This window comes from Hanstruepera ponticola (genome assembly GCF_002940745.1).
Lineage (GTDB): Bacteria > Bacteroidota > Bacteroidia > Flavobacteriales > Flavobacteriaceae > Hanstruepera > Hanstruepera ponticola.
In genome coordinates this window covers 2,329,833-2,348,455 of the sequence record NZ_POTB01000001.1, presented here as the reverse complement: position 1 = coordinate 2,348,455, position 18,623 = coordinate 2,329,833, and the positions used below count along the sequence as shown (strand labels likewise).

Here is an 18,623-nt window from a genome sequence, read left to right as displayed (position 1 = left end):
ATTTTTTGTGCATATTTTTATGAAAACTTTATAGAAGAGGATACAGATAATGGTTATCTTTGGAGATTATAAAATTATTTTATTTTTCATAATTTTATTTTTATTTAATAGCAATAATATGACTCAACAAACAGTATCTTTTTCAAGAAAAGATTCAGCAAATTTTTTTAGAACGCTCAACAAGCGTGTCAATAATTATTTTAAAGAAAATGACATAAAGAAAACCGGAAACTGGAAATTGTATGTAAAGGCCATATTTATGTTTACCTTGCTTTTAGGTCCTTTTGTATTACTACTAACGGTTAACCTACCTGTTTGGTTACAAATTATTTCAATGGTTATTATTGGTGTAGGAATTGCAGGTGTTGGTATGAATGTTATGCATGATGCTAATCACGGTTCTTTTTCAAGCAAGAAATGGGTAAATAAATTAATGGGTAGTAGTATCCATATTTTAGCTGGTAATGATTATAATTGGAAAGTGCAACACAACGTCTTGCATCACACATATACAAATATTCAAGGACATGATGAAGATATAGATGCCGGAAGAATTATTCGCTTTTCAAAACATGCAAAATGGTTTAAAATTCATAAGTACCAAAAATATTACGCTTTCTTTTTATATGGTTTCTTGACTGTCAATTGGGCATTAACAACCGATTTTAAACAGACCTATCAATATCTTAAACGAAAATTATCTTATGGTGATTTCCCTAGTCCTGCTACGCAATGGACTAAACTAATTATTGGAAAAATAATTTATTATTCTATTTGGGTAGTTTTACCGTTAATGTTAGGTTATGCTTGGTGGCAAGTACTGATTGGGTTCTTTATCATGCATTATACAGCAGGAATAATTTTGAGTGTTATTTTTCAGTTAGCTCACGTTATGCCAAATACTGAAATGCCATTACCTGATGAAAATGGTAGCATGAAAAACACATGGGCTATACATCAATTGTTTACAACATCTAATTTTTCTCCTAAAAGCTGGATTGTTGAGTTTTACACAGGTGGATTAAACAGACAGGTAGAGCATCACTTATTTTCAAATATTAGCCATGTACATTATAGAGATATTGCTAAAATTGTAAAAGAAACAGCAAATGAATTTAGCTTACCTTACAATGAGTACAATTCTATTTGGAAAGCCATCGCAGAACATTACCAGCAATTAAAAACACTTGGTCATAAACCGAGTATGGCCTAATTTTTATAATGTCAGAAACAGCAATTACAAAAAGTTCACTTTCAGACAGAGTACTGAACATGTCCACATCTGCCACTTTAGCTATGGCAGCAAAAGCTCGTGAATTACGAGCTGAAGGCAAAGATATAATAGGCTTGAGTTTAGGCGAGCCTGATTTTAACACACCTGATTACATTAAAGAAGCAGCCATACAGGCCATTCATGATGATTACAATGCCTACACACCAGTAGATGGTTATGTGGAGCTAAAAGAAGCCATCATTACGAAGTTTAGACGAGACAATAATCTCAATTATACGTTACCACAAATTGTGGTATCTACAGGAGCTAAACAAGCCTTATATAATGTTGCTCAAGTAATGCTTAATCCTGGGGATGAAGTTATTTTACCTTGCCCTTACTGGGTAAGCTATGCTGATATTGTTAAGCTAGCCGAAGGTGTGCCAGTGGAAGTTCAAACAAGTATTGCGACTGATTTTAAAATCACAGCTGAACAGCTAGAAGCTGCTATCACACCAAAAACTAAAATGCTCTGGTATAGTTCGCCATGCAATCCTAGTGGTTCATTATATAGTAAAGAAGAACTGCGTGCATTAGCTGATGTACTTAAAAAACATCCAGATATTTATGTGGTTTCAGATGAAATCTATGAACATATTAATTTCACTAAAAAAGGCCACACGAGTATGGCTGAATTTAGTGATATGTACAACCGAACGATTACCATAAACGGTGTTTCAAAAGCATTCGCAATGACAGGATGGCGTATTGGCTATATTGGCGCTCCAGAAACAATAGCTAGAGCTTGTAATAAAATGCAAGGTCAGGTAACTAGTGGTGCAAATTGTATAGCGCAACGCGCTGTAATTACAGCTTTAAATGAATCGCCTTCTCGAGTTGACTATATGATACAGGAATTTAAAACCCGTCGTGATTTAGTTCTAAAACTGCTAGATGATGTGCCTGGGTTTATAACCAACACACCTGAAGGTGCATTTTATGTATTTCCTAATATTTCTGCTTTCTTTGGAAAAACTTTAAGAGGAAAAACGATTAACAATGCCACGGATTTCTCATTATATTTGCTAGAAGAAGCTTTAGTTGCTACCGTAACAGGTGACGCTTTTGGTAATCCTGATTGTATTCGCATTTCTTATGCAGCAAGCCAAGAACAAATTGTTGAAGCTATAAAGCGGATAAAAAGAGCTGTCAATTAAAAATAATTTAACCGTACCTAAAAATCTTATCTAGTCCGTTTATCAATCAGACAGCTACTATTTTGTCTGCATACTTTTTAATAGAAATATATAAACACTAATAAAATAAGCGACATTATTAATCCAAATAATATTAGTATTTTTCTTCTTTTACTGCGTTGCTCTTTTTGTAAACGTTCTCTTATTTCACGCAGTACTTGCGGTGAAGCTTCACCTATTTTAAATTCAGTGTTTGTAGTTTTATAACCTGTTAAAGAGTGTTTTTTATTTCTTCTTTCAGATAACATATTCTTGTTATTTTTAAGAATAGTTATCATTGATTGAGCAGATCCTCCAAATCCCATATTCATCAATTTTAAAATATTATCCGTTGTAATTTCAGTGAAGTATCATCAACATAAAAAGTCTGTTGAGTACTATAAATCATGTGGTGTTATGAGGAAATCCAATTAACACACAGTAAAAGTTCAATAAGCACTTATACTATATATGTAGATAAAATTTAAAAAATGTTACAGGAATATATTCAGATAACGATGATTAGATGAAAAACACCAAGAATGCAGTCAAAAATAGCGCTATCTTCAAAGTAAAGTCAACATTAGATTCTGTATTGTAAAAACGACTTTTTATGTTTTGCCTTTTACCAAAAAGGGTATGATCAGAATAATTTAAGCTGTCAATTGAAGTGCAGGCTTTATAATTTGACGTTAAAAATCCCATAGGTTTATTATGAATAATTTCATGCTCGCTTATGGGAAGCGACTCTATTTCTTGATTTGTTAAAACTAATTCCATGATTTTGGTTTTTAAATTGGTTACATAATTAAGACGAGCCATTTTAAAAATTGTTACAACAATCAAAAAATTAATTTACTAGCGGTTCCTCCAAAAGAATGGCGTCAATAATATGAGAACTGTGAATAGTTCCAACCTTCCAATTAACATTAAGAAGGCGCTCCACCATTTTCCTAAAGCCGGTAATGCCGCATAATTATTTACAGGTCCAAAATCACCCAATGCAGGACCAACGTTACCCAAACTCGAGGCAGCCAAACCAATAGCTGATTGAAAATCAATATTAAACATTGAAAAAACTAAAGCACCAACAATAAAAGATAACATATAGAGAATAAAGAATGCTAGTATATTGAAGACAATATCTCCGGAAACCGATTTGGTATTATAGCGTACGGGAAGTATAGCATTTGGATGTAATGAGCGCCTAAATTCTACAAATCCATTTTTTATCATCAATAAATGTCTTACTACTTTTACACCACCTGAAGTACTTCCTGCCGAACCACCCAAAAACATCAATCCAAAGAAAAACACAACCAAGAATGGTGTCCAAAGCGTGTAATCGGCCGTCACAAAACCAGTTGTTGTTACAATTGCCAATACTTGAAAAAGCGCATGCCTAAATGCACTCTCGCCAGCTCCAAAAATCATAGGATGAGAAATTGAAGACAAGGTTGGATCTGACTTAAAATAAATTATCAACGATGCTATAATTGTAAAAACCAGTATGAATTTAAAGTACAATTTAAACTCTTCATCTCGGATAATTTTTTGCACTTTTCCTTTAAAGGCAAAATAGCTTAAAACGAAGTTTGTTCCCGCCAAAAACATAAATACTATGATAATGTATTGAATGATTGGCTGGTCATTCCAATGTGCTACACTCGCATTTTTAGTTGAAAAACCACCAGTAGACAAAGTACTCATAGCATGATTAATAGCATCAAAAAATGACATTCCTGCTACTTTTAACAGTATGGTTTCAACAGCTGTATACCCGAAATATATTAACCATAAGCGTTTAGCTGTATCGGTAATCCTGGGATGGAGTTTATCAGCACTTGGACCAGGTGCTTCAGCAGCAAATAACTGCATGCCACCAATTCCTAAAAGCGGTAATATGGCAACTGCGAGAACTATAATTCCCATACCTCCTATCCAGTGTGTTAAACTTCGCCAAAACAATACACCGTAAGGAACAGCTTCTATATCATCCAAAATGGAAGCACCAGTTGTTGTGTAACCTGACATAGTCTCAAAAAATGCATTGGTAAACTCTGGAATGGCACCTGTTAAAACATAGGGCAGCGTGCCTGATAAAGCCATAATAATCCACCCAAAGGTAACAACGACATAGCCTTCACGTTTGTTCATTTCTTTTCTATGATCTCTAGTTTTGAACATAAGAAATGCACCAATGGCTATAATAATGATTCCTCCTAACAATAGATTATTAGTTACACCATCCTTATAAATAAAGCTTACTAATGCAGATAATAGAATGAAGCCACCGTTGAACAGTAGTAATAATCCAAAAAAATGAAAAATGATTTTGTAATTAAGCTTCATATTATAAAAAGAGCTTTTCTACCTCAACAATTGATCGCGGCAAGCCACAAATGACAACCCGATCGCCTTCTTGTATTTTAAAATCTCCTAAAGCAATATACCCAATATCATCGCGAATAACACCACCAATGATAGCTGATCTTGGAAAACCAACATCCCTAATAAACTTATTACAAATTTTGGATGATGGTTTTACTTTGAACTCCAATAATTCAGCATCCATATTATTCAGCTTAGTCATGGCTACCACTTCGCCACGTCTTACATATCTAAAAATATTATTGGCAGCTAATAGCTTTTTGTTTATCAGAGTATCAATACCTATGGATTGGGATAACTCAAAATAATCCATATTTTCAACAAGAGCTATTGTTTTTTTTACATTTTTTGATTTCGCAACTAGACTCGACATAATGTTGATTTCACTATTACCAGTAACAGCAATAAAGGCATCCATATCACTAATATTTTCTTCATCAAGTAAATCCACATTTCGCCCATCACCATTAATAACCAACACATTAGGTAATTCATCAGCTAAATCAAAGGCTCTATTTTTATCTTTTTCTATTAATTTAATGTTCAAGTTACTGTTTGCCAGATCACGTGCTGTTTTGTATCCAATTTTACTACCGCCCAAAATCATGACATTCTTGATGTCAGTGTTAATCTTACCAGTAATCTTACAGAGTTCTTCGGCACCACCTTCAGAGGTTATAAAAACCACATGATCACCTTCTTTCAACATCGTATCTCCTCTTGGGATAATAGTGTATTGTGTTCCAAAACGTTGAATGGCAATGGGTACAAAATGAATTTCAGGAAAAATTTGAGCTGCCTCTTTTACAGTTTTTCCTGCAAAAGCCATCGTTCTAGAAAGATCCAATCCCACCATAGTCAAAGCGCCATCTTCAAAAGCATAGGTATCACTAAAGGCCGATTGATCTAATAATAATTTGATTTCAGATGCTGCTAACGCTTCAGGCGAAATCAATTCATCTATTCCAAACTTGGTAAAGCCAACCTCATCCTTATGATTTATGAATTCTGTATTTGATATTCTTGCAATGGTTCGTTTGGCACCCAACTGCTTTGCCAATACACAAACTGTAATATTAGTAGTTTCAGAAGAGGTAACTGCAATTACTAAATCACTTGTATTGACACGCGCATCCTTTAAAATCGAAATAGACGTTGCATCGCCTTTTATAACCTTGATATCAAGATGATTATCTGCATAAAGCAAACTATCTTTATTCGTATCTATAAGTGTGATTTCTTGTGATTCAAAAGACAATAATTTTGCTAAATGAAATCCAACTTCACCAGCACCAGCAATAATTATTTTCATGTGTAGTATTACTAAAAAGTAGTACAAATATAAAGCAAAAATAACTATTGCCATATTAATTAAAGGTATTATAATAAATTACTAACTAGTTGCTTAATGCCTTGTTAATAGTTTATATTTGCGAAAAAAATACAGTTTGTCAAAAGTTAAACCATATAAGGATAGTGATCTTGGTAAGAAGGAACAAGTAGCTAAAATGTTTGATAATATTTCCGGAGATTACGATGGATTGAATCGTGTTATATCATTTGGAATTGATATATCTTGGCGAAAAAAAGTAGTTGCAATAGTTAGTGAGAAAAACCCAGAAAATATTCTTGATATTGCAACAGGAACAGGAGATTTAGCCATTAACCTAACTGAAACCAATGCCAAAACCATTATTGGGTTAGATATTAGTAGTGGTATGCTTGAGATTGGAAAACAAAAAATCAGAAAAAAAGGGTTAGAAAATACAGTAGAATTGGTTTTGGGTGATTCCGAAAACATGCCTTTTGAAGATAATTATTTTGACGCCATCACTGTTGCATTTGGCATCCGTAATTTTGAAACTCTTGAAAAAGGACTAGCTGAAATTTATCGTGTTCTTAAACCTAGTGGTACGTTTGTAATACTTGAAACATCAATACCTACAAAAACACCTTACAAACAGGGTTATAATTTCTACACAAAAAATATTTTACCTATAATTGGCAAAGTATTTTCTAAAGACAAAAGTGCTTACAAATATTTATGTGAATCTGCATCTGTTTTTCCTTATGGTGAAGCTATGAACAATATTTTACGTAAAATTGGGTTTATTAATGTTAATGATTTGCCACAAACTTTTGGTGTGGCAACTATTTATACATCATCTAAATAAAACTATGAAGAATATATTTGTTCTACTTGTATATATATTAACCTTTCAGTCGGTTTCTGCCCAGCTCTTTTCAAAAGAAAAGATTAGAAATCTCGATAATGAAGATAAGAAATTTTTAAGCTACGGCTACTTTTTAGGATTTAATAGCTACGATTTCAATTTTGATTACAACGAAGATAAAGCCGATATTCTTGTCCAAAAAGGAACCGGTTTTAATGTAGGATTAATTGGTAATATGAGAATTCATGAACATATTGATTTGCGCTTGGAACCAGGTCTATATATTTCTACTCGAAATTTAGAATATGATGAGAGTTATTTTAATGGTGTTGAAGATTTTACAGATTCTGACCTTAAAAGGGAAGTACAATCAACCTATATTCATGTGCCTTTGTTATTAAAATTCTCTACCAAACGCCTCAATAACTTTAAACCGTTTGTGGTTGGTGGCGTTTCTACTGCGCTTAATTTATCTAGTAACGAAAACAATCCTGACGATAATAGTTCAGGTCAATTTAGAACTAAAAGAAACATGTATTTTTATGAAATTGGCTTTGGTATTGATTTCTACTTACACTATTTCAAGTTCACACCTTCTATAAGAGGTGTATTTGCCATAAACGATGAATTGGTTCGAGACAAAGACCCTAATAGTCCGTGGACAGGAAACGTGAACAGCATGAAAACTAGAGGCGTTTTTATAAACTTCACATTTCAGTAATCTAAATTTTAACGCTTAAATTCACTTATTAAAATTGCAGCGGCAGTAGCTACATTTAAACTTTCGGTTTTTTGAATAGTACCAAATCTTGGAATAGCAATACGTTGATTAATTTTTTCTTCTATAGATTTAGAAATACCATTGGCCTCATTTCCTAATACCAAAATCCCTTTTTCAGGTAAGTTTTCTTGATATACATTATTCCCATCCATAAAGGCTCCAAAAATTGGCAAAGACGTTTTTTCTAAAAAGGCATCTAAATTTAAATACGTAATATTTACTCTGGTTAATGATCCCATTGTAGCTTGAATCACTTTAGGATTATACGCATCGACTGTTGTTTCACTGCAAATCAAATCAGGAATACCAAACCAATCACATAGCCTGATAATAGTACCTAAATTGCCTGGGTCTCTTACTGCGTCCAAAACTACAACGAGGTTATTAAAATCAATTGTATGGCTATTTGGGATTTTAAAAAGTGCCAAAGCCTGATTAGGAGATTTTAAAAAACTTATTTTTTTTAATTCTTGATCAGTAATTAAAGTTTCAAATTTGGCATCAATATTGAACGGTTTTACTGAAAATAACTGAACTAATTCAAATGGAGCATTTAAAAACTCTTTAATTGTTTTAATCCCTTCAGCCACAAAGAGCCCATGCTCTTGCCTGAACTTTTTATGTTTTAAACTTGTTACTAATTTTATTTGATTTTTTGAAAGCATATAACTTATCTTACTTTTTTACAGTAGAAAAACAATTAAAAAAAATTGAAAATAGCTCATACAAAGCTTTGATGATAAACTATCTTTTTTAATAGAAATAATGTACTTTTGAATCATATATTTAGTAAGCATTTTAAATAAAACTAATACCTTTTTACAATTATCAGACTAAAATACTTTTAATTTATTTGTACTTGAAAATAGACATCAATAAAATAGCACTAAATATAACTATAGCTTTGCTTTTGGCATCCTGTAATTCTATTAAGCGCGTAGCTGATGATGAGCATCTACTTACTAATAACACTATTTACGTTAACGACAAAGTTAATAAAACTGAAACCATAAATAACCTCCTCTATCAAAAGGATAACAGAAAATTTTTAGGCTTTCCGTTTAGACTTCATATCTATAACTTAGCTAGACCTAATATAGACTCCATAGTTAATAGTAATATTGATAAGAAGCCTAAAAAAAGAGAACGATTAGAAAAGTTTTTATCAAAAAAACAATTGGACAAATATGTTGAATCGCGCATTGGATTCAATAATTGGCTAAAAAAAACAGGAGAAGCACCTGTGATTTTAGATGATTCAAAAGTTGAGCGCTCAATAAGGCGATTGGAAGCCTACTATTTTCATAATGGCTGGTTTAATGCAAAAGCCACATCAAAAATCACGCGAAACGATAATCAAAGAGCGACCGTTGATTACCAAGTAGCAACAGGTGAACCCTATATTGTTGACTCCTTGTCAACAAAAATAGATTCTCGTGTTGTTGACTCGCTTTATTTAGTCTCCAAAGGCAAATCGCATATCAAACTAAACAAACAATATAAAACAGCTACTTTTGAAAAAGAAAAAGACCGCTTAACCAACTATTTCAGAAACAATGGTGTTTATCATTTTAGTGAAGATTATGTCTATTTTGAAATGGACACCATCGACACAAATAAAAAAGTAAAAGTAGATTTACAAATTCAAAATAGGTTAATAAAAATTGATGACTCTTCCAGACGAGAACCTTTCAATATTTACAAAATAAAAGAAGTCAATATATTTACCGACTATTCATATTTAGACCGTAATAAAACTCAAAAAGATTCCACCAGCTACGAGGGTTATAATCTGTACAGCAATGACGAATTACGGTTCAAACCCAAGGCTCTAACTGATGCTATATTCATTACACCAGGATCGGTTTTTAAGGATAGGGACCGAACCATGTCATACAGACATATTTCTGAACTGCGCACGTTTAAGTATCCTAACATTGAATATATTGAGAATCAAGACACCACGCTTACCGCCAATGTGTACTTAACTCCTTTAAAGAAGTTTAGTTTAAGTTTTGGTGCTGAAGTTTCACAGAGCAATATCCAACAAATTGGATTGTCCTTCAATCCTTCCATTTTAATGAGAAATGTATTTGGAGGAGCCGAAACTTTAGAATTAACAGCATTTGGAAGTATTGGAGCTTCTAAAGACGCTGCCAATGATGAAGATCGATTTTTTGATATTCAAGAATGGGGTGCCGATTTAAAATTAACTATTCCAAGACTATTTTTTCCTTTTAATACTGAAAGTATCATTCCAAAAAGCATGTCTCCTTCTACACGTATTAGCATATCAAGTTCAAACCAAACTAATATTGGCCTTGATAAACGCACTTTTACAGGAGCGATTAATTATAAGTGGCGACCCAATGATAAAGTAACAAACCGATTTGATTTATTGAGTTCACAATATGTTAGAAATCTAAATCCTGACAATTATTTTAATGTTTATAGCACTTCGTTTACTACATTAAATGATATTGCACAAGACATTGGCTACATTGGACCAGATGATGAACTAGGAATCCCTGGTCAAGCCAACGAGTTTATTGATGAAGTATTAAGCAATAACCCACCACCTGGATTGACAGATGACGATATTCAAACCGTAAATTACATTGATGAAAGACAAACTCGACTTACTGAAAACAACTTAATCATATCCTCTAGCTTTAATTATGTGCGTGACAATAGATCAAGTCTTTTTGACGAAAGTTTTTCAATTTTCAGGGTTAAGCTAGAATCAGCAGGAAATGTATTATCATTAGCTTCAAGCGTTTTTAATTTAGAGAAAAATAATGATGGTAATTATGAAATTTTTAATGTTGCTTACTCCCAATATGTAAAACCTGAACTAGATTATATTAAACATTGGGATCTAGGCAATAAACGGGTATTGGCAATGAGGTCGTTTTTTGGAATAGCTATTCCATATGGGAATTCAAATAGTATTCCATTTTCAAAAAGTTTCTTTGCGGGTGGAACTAATGACAATAGAGCTTGGACAGCATATAGTTTAGGACCCGGAAGTTCTGATAGTAATGATGAATTTAATGAAGCTAACCTTAAAATAGCCTTGAATTTAGAATACCGCTTTAATATTTTTGAAAGTCTGCATGGTGCCCTTTTTGCTGATGCTGGAAATATCTGGAATGTATTGGACAATGTTGAAGATAAAAGTGCCACTTTCACTGATTTTAGCTCACTAGAAGACATTGCTCTAGGCACAGGTTTTGGCTTAAGGTATGATTTTGGCTTTGTTGTTTTTCGTTTTGATATAGGGTTTAAAACCTATGACCCTTCTTATCAAAATTCAAATAGATGGTTTAATGATTATAACTTCAAGAGTGCTGTTTATAACATTGGTATCAATTACCCTTTTTAAGCTGTTTTATTTTATTATTTTTGTTATTCAAAATTTTTAAAATATGTCTCACAATATTAAAGCTGGTGTCGCCACTGGCCACGAAGTTCAAGAAATATTTAAACTTGCCAAAGAAAAAGGGTTTGCCCTACCTGCTGTTAACGTAGTAGGGTCAAACAGTATCAATGGTGTTTTAGAAACCGCTAGAGATTTAAATGCACCTGTTATTATTCAGTTTTCTAATGGAGGTGGTGTTTTTAATGCAGGTAAAGGATTGAGTAATGAAAACCAAAAAGCAGCCATTGCTGGTAGCATTGCTGGAGCCAAACACGTCCACTTAATGGCTGAAGCTTATGGTGTACCTGTCATCTTACATACTGATCATTGTGCTAAAAAATTGCTGCCATGGATAGATGGTTTATTGGAAGCTAGTGAAAAACATTTTGCCGAAACTGGAAAGCCGCTTTACAGTTCACATATGATAGATTTAAGTGAGGAACCTATCGAAGAAAATATTGAAATCTGTAAACAATATCTATCAAGAATGAGTAAAATGGGGATGACCCTTGAAATTGAATTAGGTATAACAGGCGGTGAAGAAGATGGTGTTGACAATACTGATGTTGACGATTCTAAATTATACACCCAACCTGAAGAAGTAGCATATGCCTATGAAGAATTAAGTAAGGTAAGTGACCAATTCACAATCGCTGCTGCATTTGGAAATGTTCACGGTGTTTACAAACCTGGAAATGTTAAGCTAACACCTAAAATACTAAAGAATTCCCAAGAATATGTGAGTAAAAAATTTGGTTTGAAACACAACCACATAGATTTTGTTTTCCACGGTGGTTCAGGATCAACAGTTGAAGAAATTCGTGAAGCCATTGGTTATGGGGTTATAAAAATGAATATTGACACTGATATGCAATATGCCTTTATGAGTGGTGTACGTGATTATATGAAAGAAAAGGAAGCCTATTTACAATCACAAATTGGCAACCCTGATGGTGATGACGTTCCTAATAAAAAGTATTATGACCCAAGAGTTTGGTTGCGAAAAGGCGAAAATACCTTTGTTGAAAGATTAAAAAAGGCTTTTGAAGACCTTAATAATGTAAATACTTTATAAATTTGCACCCTAACTAACAACTAAACAAAATAGTCATGGCTTGGTTTAAAAGAAAAGAGAAGGGGATTCAAACCTCAACAGAACAGAAGAAAGATACACCGCGAGGTCTGTGGTATAAATCGCCAACAGGTAAAATAGTTGATGCTAAAGAACTTGAGCAAAATTACTTTGTTAGTCCAGAAGATGGTTACCACGTAAGAATAGGTAGTGAAGAATATTTCAGTATCCTTTTTGACGAAAACAAATACAAAGAATTAGACGCCAAACTAGAATCTAAAGACCCTTTAAAATTCGAGGACACAAAAAAATATCCAGACCGTTTAAAAGCAGCACAGGAAAAAACGAAACTAAAAGATGCTGTACGTTGTGCCGTTGGAAAATCTAAAGGCAAAGATTTGGTTGTAGCATGTATGGACTTTTCATTTATTGGTGGTTCAATGGGAAGTGTTGTGGGTGAAAAAATAGCACGTGCAGCCGATTATGCATTAAAGAAGAAAACTCCTTTTATGATTATCTCAAAATCAGGAGGGGCTCGTATGATGGAGGCAGCACTATCACTAATGCAATTAGCCAAAACATCTGTTAAATTAGCTCAATTAGCTGATGCTGGCATACCTTATATTTCATTGTGTACTGACCCAACAACTGGAGGTACGACAGCGTCGTTTGCCATGCTAGGAGACATCAATATATCAGAACCTGGTGCTTTAATTGGGTTTGCAGGCCCACGAGTGGTACGTGATACTACGGGACAGGAATTACCTGAAGGTTTCCAAACATCAGAGTTCTTATTAGAACATGGATTTTTAGATTTCATTACTCATAGAAAAGATCTAAAAAAGAAAGTGAACTTGTATATTGATTTAATTACGAATCAACCCTTAAGAGAATAAAAAAAAGCGACTAAATGGTCGCTTTTTTTTTATGTTTTAAATATACTTTCAGTTTACTATCTTAAAATAATGTCAATAGTATTACCATCATTAAATGTAAATGTTGCCAAATTATCACAAGCACCATCTCCAAAATCTAACAAACCGCCAAAATAAGTTCTTTCCACGTCTACAGATCCTCCCACAAAGTGGTAGCATGTTACTTCGCGACGCAGAGGTAAAATAACTTCATAAGCATGTGAGTTACCATTTCTAAAAGTAGCATTCCAATAGCCTGTTACTTCAAAAACATTGTCAGTAAATTCACCACTGCCAAAACCTTCAATCCATTCTCTTATTATTTGTCCTTCACGTGATGCTTCAGCACCATTAGGCCAAATAACAGTTATATCAACAGTATGGGTAAATTGAGGATTGCCATTAATATTTGACAATTCTCGCAAAATAGAATTACTTCCAATTACTTGCTTAGCATCAAAATAGAAATCATTCAGCACATAACCCAAAGTAACTTGCTGGGCTTGAGGATCACGTTCCCAATTGATAACTATTTGACCTCTATATCTATGACCTCTTATCATGCACCCATCAATTCCAAAATCAACAGTTAGTTCCCTAAAGTTTTGTTGTGCAACTAAAGTCAGTGTCACACAATCTGGCATTTTTGCCGTTGAAACAGACATTCCTCGAGCCTCAGAAGCTTCTTGGTTTTCATACGTTTCAATAATAAAATCTTCCATTGAGGCTGAAACTTCATCCATTTCAGCAGCTTGCATCACTTCAGACACATCTTGTTCTTGAGGAACAGGATCAGTTGTGTCATTTTCTGTACACCCAGTAAATGTCAGCCCTAAAACCACAAGAGCTAAAACCACCTTTGTTAAATTACATGTTTTCATCATTACTTTTTTAAAGTTAATATAATGTTAAGACAACATAATAACGTAAAGGTTTAATGAAAATTACTTTTTTATTGACAATAATTATTTTGATGAAAACTTGTAAATGGTTAAAAATTACTATATTTGCCGCTTGAAAGAAAGGCTTTCATATACATAACAATCATTTACAATAATATTAGCATGTATTTAACAAAAGAAAAAAAAGAAGAGATTTTCTCAAAGTACGGTAAAGGTAAAAATGATACTGGTACTGCTGAAGCTCAAATTGCGTTGTTTACGCACCGAATTAATCATTTAACAGAACACTTAAAAATCAATCGTAAAGATTTTAATACAGAGCGTTCATTAGTAAAGCTGGTTGGTAAGCGTCGTGCTTTACTTGACTACTTAACTAAAAAAGATATCATGAGATATCGTGCAATTGTTAAAGAATTAGGATTAAGAAAATAATCACAATATAAGAGGCTTTTAGCCTCTTTTTTGTTTTAATATAACTCAAACGTAAGAGTCTAACAATCGTAAATAAGAAGCTGGATCCTGATTAAATTCAGGGCTAAAGGTTTTTCATTGGTCTCACAACAACTACACAACAACACAACGACCATTGTTTAACAGAATTTCGACGTGCAAATAAATGTATCGAAATTAGAATTAAAAAATTTATGATTCCACAAGTTTTTAAAGAGGTTATAGACCTTGGTGATGGTAGAGAAATCTCTATCGAAACCGGAAAATTAGCAAAACAAGCTCATGGTAGCGTTGTTGTGCAATCTGGAAAATGTATGTTATTATGTACAGTTGTTTCCAATTACAAACAAGCAGATGTTGACTTTTTACCTTTAACGGTAGATTATCGCGAAAAATTTGCAGCTGCTGGGCGTTATCCAGGAGGTTTCTTCAAAAGAGAAGCAAGACCAAGTGACGGTGAAGTACTAACTATGCGTTTAGTAGACCGTGTTTTACGTCCGTTATTCCCGAAAGATTATCACTCTGAAACACAAGTTATGATTCAGTTAATGTCTCATGATGATGAAGTCATGCCAGATGCAATGGCTGGTTTAGCTGCATCTGCTGCTATTCAGTTATCAGACTTCCCTTTTGAGTGCCCAATTTCTGAAGCTAGAGTTGGACGTGTGAATGGTGAGTTTATTATCAACCCAACACGTGCTCAATTAGAAGAATCTGATATCGATATGATGATTGGGGCTTCTGCTGATTCAGTAATGATGGTTGAGGGTGAAATGGATGAAATTTCTGAAGAAGAAATGACTGAAGCCATTAAGTTTGCTCACGAAGCTATTAAAGTACAATGTGCTGCACAGGTTCGTCTTGCTGAAGCATTTGGCAAAAAAGAAGTTCGTGAATATGAGCCTGAACGTGAAGACGAAGATTTAGCTAAGAAAATTCACGATATGGCCTATGATAAAGTGTATGCTGTAGCAAAAGCTGGTTCAGCCAAGCATGAAAGAGGCGCTGCTTTCGCAGAAATTAAAGAAGAAATAAAAGCCACTTTTTCTGAAGAAGAATTAGAAGATTTAGGAGGCTTAATCTCTAAATATTACAGTCAAGCCGAAAAAGCTGCTGTTCGTGATTTAACCTTAAACGAGGGGTTGCGATTAGATGGTCGTAAGACTGATGAGATTCGACCAATCTGGTGTGAAGTTGATTATTTACCATCAACTCATGGTTCAGCTATATTTACACGTGGAGAAACTCAAGCACTAGCAACAGTTACTTTAGGTACAAGTAGAGAAGCTAACCAAATAGATATGCCATCGTTTGAAGGCGAAGAGCGTTTTTACTTACACTATAACTTCCCTCCTTTTTCAACAGGTGAAGCTAGACCCATTCGTGGTACATCTCGTAGAGAAGTAGGACATGGTAATTTAGCGCAACGGGCTTTAAAAGGTATGGTTCCTGAAGATTGTCCTTATACAGTACGTGTTGTATCTGAAGTGTTAGAATCTAATGGTTCCTCTTCAATGGCAACGGTGTGTTCGGGAACAATGGCATTAATGGATGCTGGTGTTCAATTAAAGAAGCCTGTTTCTGGTATCGCAATGGGATTAATTTCTGATGCCGATTCTGGAAAATATGCTGTGTTATCTGATATCCTAGGTGATGAAGACCATTTAGGTGATATGGATTTTAAAGTAACTGGTACTGCCGATGGTATTACTGCATGCCAAATGGATATTAAAGTAAAAGGATTATCATACGAGATTTTAGTGAATGCATTAAAACAAGCGCGCGATGGTCGTCTACATATTCTTGAAAAATTAACAGACACAATTGCTGCACCAAACGCTGAAGTTAAAGAACACGCACCAACAATGGTTACAAGACGTATTCCTAACGAATTTATTGGAGCATTAATTGGTCCTGGTGGAAAAGTAATTCAAGAACTACAAAAAGAAACTGATACTACCATAGTTATTAATGAAGATCCAGTAACTGAAGAAGGTATTGTTGAAGTTCTTGGTGTTGGTAAAAAAGGTATTGAAGCTGTAATGGCGAAAATAGATTCGTTATTATTTAAACCAGAAGTTGGTAGTATATATGAAGTAAAAGTAATCAAGATGTTAGATTTTGGTGCTGTTGTTGAATATACTGAAGCTCCAGGAAACGAAGTGTTATTACACGTAAGTGAATTAGCTTGGGAACGCACAGAAAACGTATCTGATGTTGTAAATATAGGCGACGTTTTTGATGTGAAATACTTTGGTTTAGACCCTAGAACTCGCAAAGAAAAAGTATCACGTAAAGCCATTTTGCCTAAACCAGAAGGTTTTAAAGAAAGACCTCCAAGAGATAACAACAGAGGTGGAAGAGATAATCGTGGAAGAGATAACAGAGGAAAAGATAATCGCGGACGTGATAACCGTCGTGACGATAGAAAACCTAGAGAAGATAAAAAGGACGATTAATTGTTCAATTCAATAAAATTAAAAGCCCATCTAATTTTTGATGGGCTTTTAATTTTTATCTTGCCTATGTTTATTTAGGCATATAGCTTTCCATGGTTTTCATTTGATCTTCGTTCAAAATTGAACCCATACCTTTTTGAAAATCTTTATCCAACAACAAAGCATTTTGCACTTGCTCATTGGTTTTTTCTGTATCAACAGAACCAGAAAGTTTATCAACGCCTATACCGCTTAATAATTTTTGAAACTTTTCACTTTTTAATTGACTCACAACTAATCCAGAAACTTGTTCTTGTTGTGCTTCATTCAAATTAAGCTTTTTAGTTAAGCTCCTTACTTGATCGGTTGCCAAACTCTCAATCATCGAATTACCTGAAGATGTTGCACTTTTTGAAAGCGATGATAGGTTTTGACCTGAAACTTGCATCACACCCAATGCAAGAAATAAAAACAATAATTTTTTCATGGTAAATTTTTTAGGTTTCATATTGACTTACAAGATACTATATTTCAGAAAATTATTCCCTAAATCTGTCAAATTCACATCTAAAAAATTATTTTTTTTAATTTTTGTAACAAAAACTGCTTTTCTTACGTATAACTATATAGAACATTAATGTTCGAACAATTTAAATACAGAAATTCTTTACATGAGACAACTTAAAATCACCAAGCAGGTTACCAACAGAGAAACTGCTTCGTTAGATAAATATCTACAAGAAATAGGAAAAGTTGACTTAATTACCGCAGATGAAGAAGTAGAATTAGCACAACGCATTAAAGCTGGAGATCAAATAGCTTTGGAAAAATTAACTAAAGCTAATTTACGTTTCGTTGTTTCGGTAGCAAAGCAATACCAAAATCAAGGATTAACCTTACCTGATTTAATTAATGAAGGTAATTTAGGTTTAATTAAAGCTGCACAACGTTTTGATGAAACGCGTGGTTTTAAATTCATATCGTATGCTGTTTGGTGGATTCGTCAATCTATCTTACAAGCATTAGCTGAACAATCTCGTATTGTACGTTTACCTCTAAACAAAATTGGTTCGATTAACAAAATCAATAAAACTTTTGCTTTTTTAGAGCAAGCACATGAGCGTCCGCCAAGTGCTGAAGAAATTGCGAAAGAATTAGATATGACTATTAACGATGTTAAGGAGTCTATGAAAAATTCTGGTCGTCACGTAAGTATGGATGCTCCTTTAGTTGAAGGTGAAGACTCTAACTTATACGATGTATTAAATTCTGGTGAGTCACCAAACCCAGATAAAGATTTACTACATGAGTCTTTACGTACAGAAATTGAGCGTGCACTTGAAACCTTAACACCTCGTGAAGCCGATGTAATTCGATTATACTTTGGTTTAGGTAATCAACACCCAATGACACTAGAAGAAATTGGAGAAACGTTTGATTTAACACGTGAACGTGTAAGACAAATTAAAGAAAAAGCTATTCGTAGATTAAAACATACGTCTAGAAGTAAAATATTAAAAACATATTTAGGTTAGTAAGTTTCTTACGACTAAATAACAGTAACAAACAGTTACAAAACATAACTGTTCGTTTTTTGATTGATGAAAGAACCCTCGGCTGATTACCGAGGGT

At 33.7% G+C, this 18,623-nt stretch carries 17 protein-coding genes; 10 read left to right on the top strand and 7 right to left on the bottom strand.

Translation table 11 applies throughout. From position 1 onward, the window contains the following. Window positions 1-118: 118 nt before the first annotated feature. Window positions 119-1,213, top strand: coding sequence for a fatty acid desaturase family protein (locus C1S72_RS10640; protein ID WP_104735869.1), 1,095 nt, complete (start codon window positions 119-121; stop codon window positions 1,211-1,213). 8 nt (window positions 1,214-1,221) lie between these two features. Continuing rightward, window positions 1,222-2,430 (top strand): pyridoxal phosphate-dependent aminotransferase, encoded by a 1,209-nt coding sequence (locus C1S72_RS10635; protein WP_104735570.1) that lies wholly within the window; start codon window positions 1,222-1,224, stop codon window positions 2,428-2,430. A gap of 77 nt (window positions 2,431-2,507) precedes the next feature. Here C1S72_RS10635 and C1S72_RS10630 read toward each other — a convergent pair whose 3' ends face one another. The 4 genes from C1S72_RS10630 to trkA form a co-directional block, all read right to left on the bottom strand. After that, window positions 2,508-2,774: a hypothetical protein gene (locus C1S72_RS10630; protein WP_162919965.1), complete on the bottom strand. Its 267-nt coding sequence runs from the start codon at window positions 2,772-2,774 to the stop codon at window positions 2,508-2,510. Window positions 2,775-2,970: 196 nt separating this feature from the next. Beyond that, on the bottom strand, window positions 2,971-3,228 hold the full coding sequence (locus C1S72_RS10625) for a hypothetical protein (RefSeq protein WP_162919964.1): 258 nt from the start codon (window positions 3,226-3,228) through the stop codon (window positions 2,971-2,973). Between the two features lie 78 nt (window positions 3,229-3,306). Next, the gene (locus tag C1S72_RS10620; RefSeq protein WP_104735567.1) at window positions 3,307-4,800 is read right to left on the bottom strand and encodes a TrkH family potassium uptake protein; all 1,494 of its coding nucleotides are present in this window, start codon (window positions 4,798-4,800) and stop codon (window positions 3,307-3,309) included. A 1-nt stretch (window position 4,801) separates the two neighbouring features. Continuing rightward, complete coding sequence (gene trkA, locus C1S72_RS10615) at window positions 4,802-6,151, bottom strand: Trk system potassium transporter TrkA (RefSeq protein ID WP_104735566.1); 1,350 nt, start codon at window positions 6,149-6,151, stop codon at window positions 4,802-4,804. 136 nt (window positions 6,152-6,287) lie between these two features. Between trkA and ubiE the strand changes: the two genes are divergently transcribed. Together ubiE and porT are read left to right on the top strand one after the other, a co-directional pair. Beyond that, window positions 6,288-7,013: a bifunctional demethylmenaquinone methyltransferase/2-methoxy-6-polyprenyl-1,4-benzoquinol methylase UbiE gene (gene ubiE / locus C1S72_RS10610; RefSeq protein ID WP_104735565.1), complete on the top strand. Its 726-nt coding sequence runs from the start codon at window positions 6,288-6,290 to the stop codon at window positions 7,011-7,013. Window positions 7,014-7,017: 4 nt separating this feature from the next. Further along, entirely contained in the window at window positions 7,018-7,734 is a 717-nt protein-coding gene (gene porT, locus C1S72_RS10605) for a type IX secretion/gliding motility protein PorT/SprT (RefSeq protein ID WP_104735564.1), read from the top strand. A gap of 8 nt (window positions 7,735-7,742) precedes the next feature. On the opposite strand, the gene C1S72_RS10600 is transcribed toward porT, so the two are convergent. After that, window positions 7,743-8,459, bottom strand: coding sequence for a TrmH family RNA methyltransferase (locus C1S72_RS10600; protein ID WP_104735563.1), 717 nt, complete (start codon window positions 8,457-8,459; stop codon window positions 7,743-7,745). Between the two features lie 194 nt (window positions 8,460-8,653). Here C1S72_RS10600 and tamL point away from each other — a divergent pair, with 194 nt between their 5' ends. From tamL to accD, 3 genes are read left to right on the top strand one after another with little or no spacing between them, the layout of a single operon-like run. After that, window positions 8,654-11,179, top strand: a complete 2,526-nt coding sequence (tamL, locus tag C1S72_RS10595) for a translocation and assembly module lipoprotein TamL (protein ID WP_162919963.1) — start codon at window positions 8,654-8,656, stop codon at window positions 11,177-11,179. A 43-nt stretch (window positions 11,180-11,222) separates the two neighbouring features. Beyond that, entirely contained in the window at window positions 11,223-12,290 is a 1,068-nt protein-coding gene (fbaA, locus tag C1S72_RS10590; protein WP_104735562.1) for a class II fructose-bisphosphate aldolase, read from the top strand. A 35-nt stretch (window positions 12,291-12,325) separates the two neighbouring features. Further along, on the top strand, window positions 12,326-13,183 hold the full coding sequence (gene accD / locus C1S72_RS10585) for an acetyl-CoA carboxylase, carboxyltransferase subunit beta (RefSeq protein ID WP_104735561.1): 858 nt from the start codon (window positions 12,326-12,328) through the stop codon (window positions 13,181-13,183). A 56-nt stretch (window positions 13,184-13,239) separates the two neighbouring features. Here the strand turns inward: accD and C1S72_RS10580 are convergent, their stop codons facing one another. After that, a complete protein-coding gene (locus tag C1S72_RS10580; protein WP_230401617.1) occupies window positions 13,240-14,085 on the bottom strand; it encodes a hypothetical protein in 846 nt (281 codons plus the stop codon). Between the two features lie 180 nt (window positions 14,086-14,265). On the opposite strand from C1S72_RS10580, the gene rpsO reads away from it, so the two are divergent. Both rpsO and C1S72_RS10570 read left to right on the top strand, forming a co-directional pair. Beyond that, the gene (gene rpsO / locus C1S72_RS10575) at window positions 14,266-14,535 is read left to right on the top strand and encodes a 30S ribosomal protein S15 (protein ID WP_104735559.1); all 270 of its coding nucleotides are present in this window, start codon (window positions 14,266-14,268) and stop codon (window positions 14,533-14,535) included. A gap of 212 nt (window positions 14,536-14,747) precedes the next feature. Beyond that, a complete protein-coding gene (locus tag C1S72_RS10570) occupies window positions 14,748-17,012 on the top strand; it encodes a polyribonucleotide nucleotidyltransferase (protein WP_104735558.1) in 2,265 nt (754 codons plus the stop codon). Window positions 17,013-17,082: 70 nt separating this feature from the next. On the opposite strand, the gene C1S72_RS10565 is transcribed toward C1S72_RS10570, so the two are convergent. Then, a complete protein-coding gene (locus C1S72_RS10565) occupies window positions 17,083-17,478 on the bottom strand; it encodes a hypothetical protein (RefSeq protein ID WP_162919962.1) in 396 nt (131 codons plus the stop codon). 184 nt (window positions 17,479-17,662) lie between these two features. Between C1S72_RS10565 and C1S72_RS10560 the strand changes: the two genes are divergently transcribed. Next, window positions 17,663-18,526, top strand: coding sequence for a sigma-70 family RNA polymerase sigma factor (locus C1S72_RS10560; protein ID WP_007648330.1), 864 nt, complete (start codon window positions 17,663-17,665; stop codon window positions 18,524-18,526). The last annotated feature ends 97 nt before the right edge of the window (window positions 18,527-18,623 follow it).

Coding starts and splice junctions, on each gene's coding strand:
- fbaA (WP_104735562.1), top strand. CDS start 11,223: ATGTCTCACAATATTAAAGCTGGTGTCGCCACTGGCCACGAAGTTCAA.
- trkA (WP_104735566.1), bottom strand. CDS start 6,151: ATGAAAATAATTATTGCTGGTGCTGGTGAAGTTGGATTTCATTTAGCA.
- C1S72_RS10570 (WP_104735558.1), top strand. CDS start 14,748: ATGATTCCACAAGTTTTTAAAGAGGTTATAGACCTTGGTGATGGTAGA.
- accD (WP_104735561.1), top strand. CDS start 12,326: ATGGCTTGGTTTAAAAGAAAAGAGAAGGGGATTCAAACCTCAACAGAA.
- C1S72_RS10560 (WP_007648330.1), top strand. CDS start 17,663: ATGAGACAACTTAAAATCACCAAGCAGGTTACCAACAGAGAAACTGCT.
- C1S72_RS10600 (WP_104735563.1), bottom strand. CDS start 8,459: ATGCTTTCAAAAAATCAAATAAAATTAGTAACAAGTTTAAAACATAAA.
- C1S72_RS10580 (WP_230401617.1), bottom strand. CDS start 14,085: ATGATGAAAACATGTAATTTAACAAAGGTGGTTTTAGCTCTTGTGGTT.
- C1S72_RS10635 (WP_104735570.1), top strand. CDS start 1,222: ATGTCAGAAACAGCAATTACAAAAAGTTCACTTTCAGACAGAGTACTG.
- C1S72_RS10630 (WP_162919965.1), bottom strand. CDS start 2,774: ATGGGATTTGGAGGATCTGCTCAATCAATGATAACTATTCTTAAAAAT.
- porT (WP_104735564.1), top strand. CDS start 7,018: ATGAAGAATATATTTGTTCTACTTGTATATATATTAACCTTTCAGTCG.
- C1S72_RS10565 (WP_162919962.1), bottom strand. CDS start 17,478: ATGAAAAAATTATTGTTTTTATTTCTTGCATTGGGTGTGATGCAAGTT.
- C1S72_RS10620 (WP_104735567.1), bottom strand. CDS start 4,800: ATGAAGCTTAATTACAAAATCATTTTTCATTTTTTTGGATTATTACTA.
- rpsO (WP_104735559.1), top strand. CDS start 14,266: ATGTATTTAACAAAAGAAAAAAAAGAAGAGATTTTCTCAAAGTACGGT.
- C1S72_RS10625 (WP_162919964.1), bottom strand. CDS start 3,228: ATGGAATTAGTTTTAACAAATCAAGAAATAGAGTCGCTTCCCATAAGC.
- C1S72_RS10640 (WP_104735869.1), top strand. CDS start 119: ATGACTCAACAAACAGTATCTTTTTCAAGAAAAGATTCAGCAAATTTT.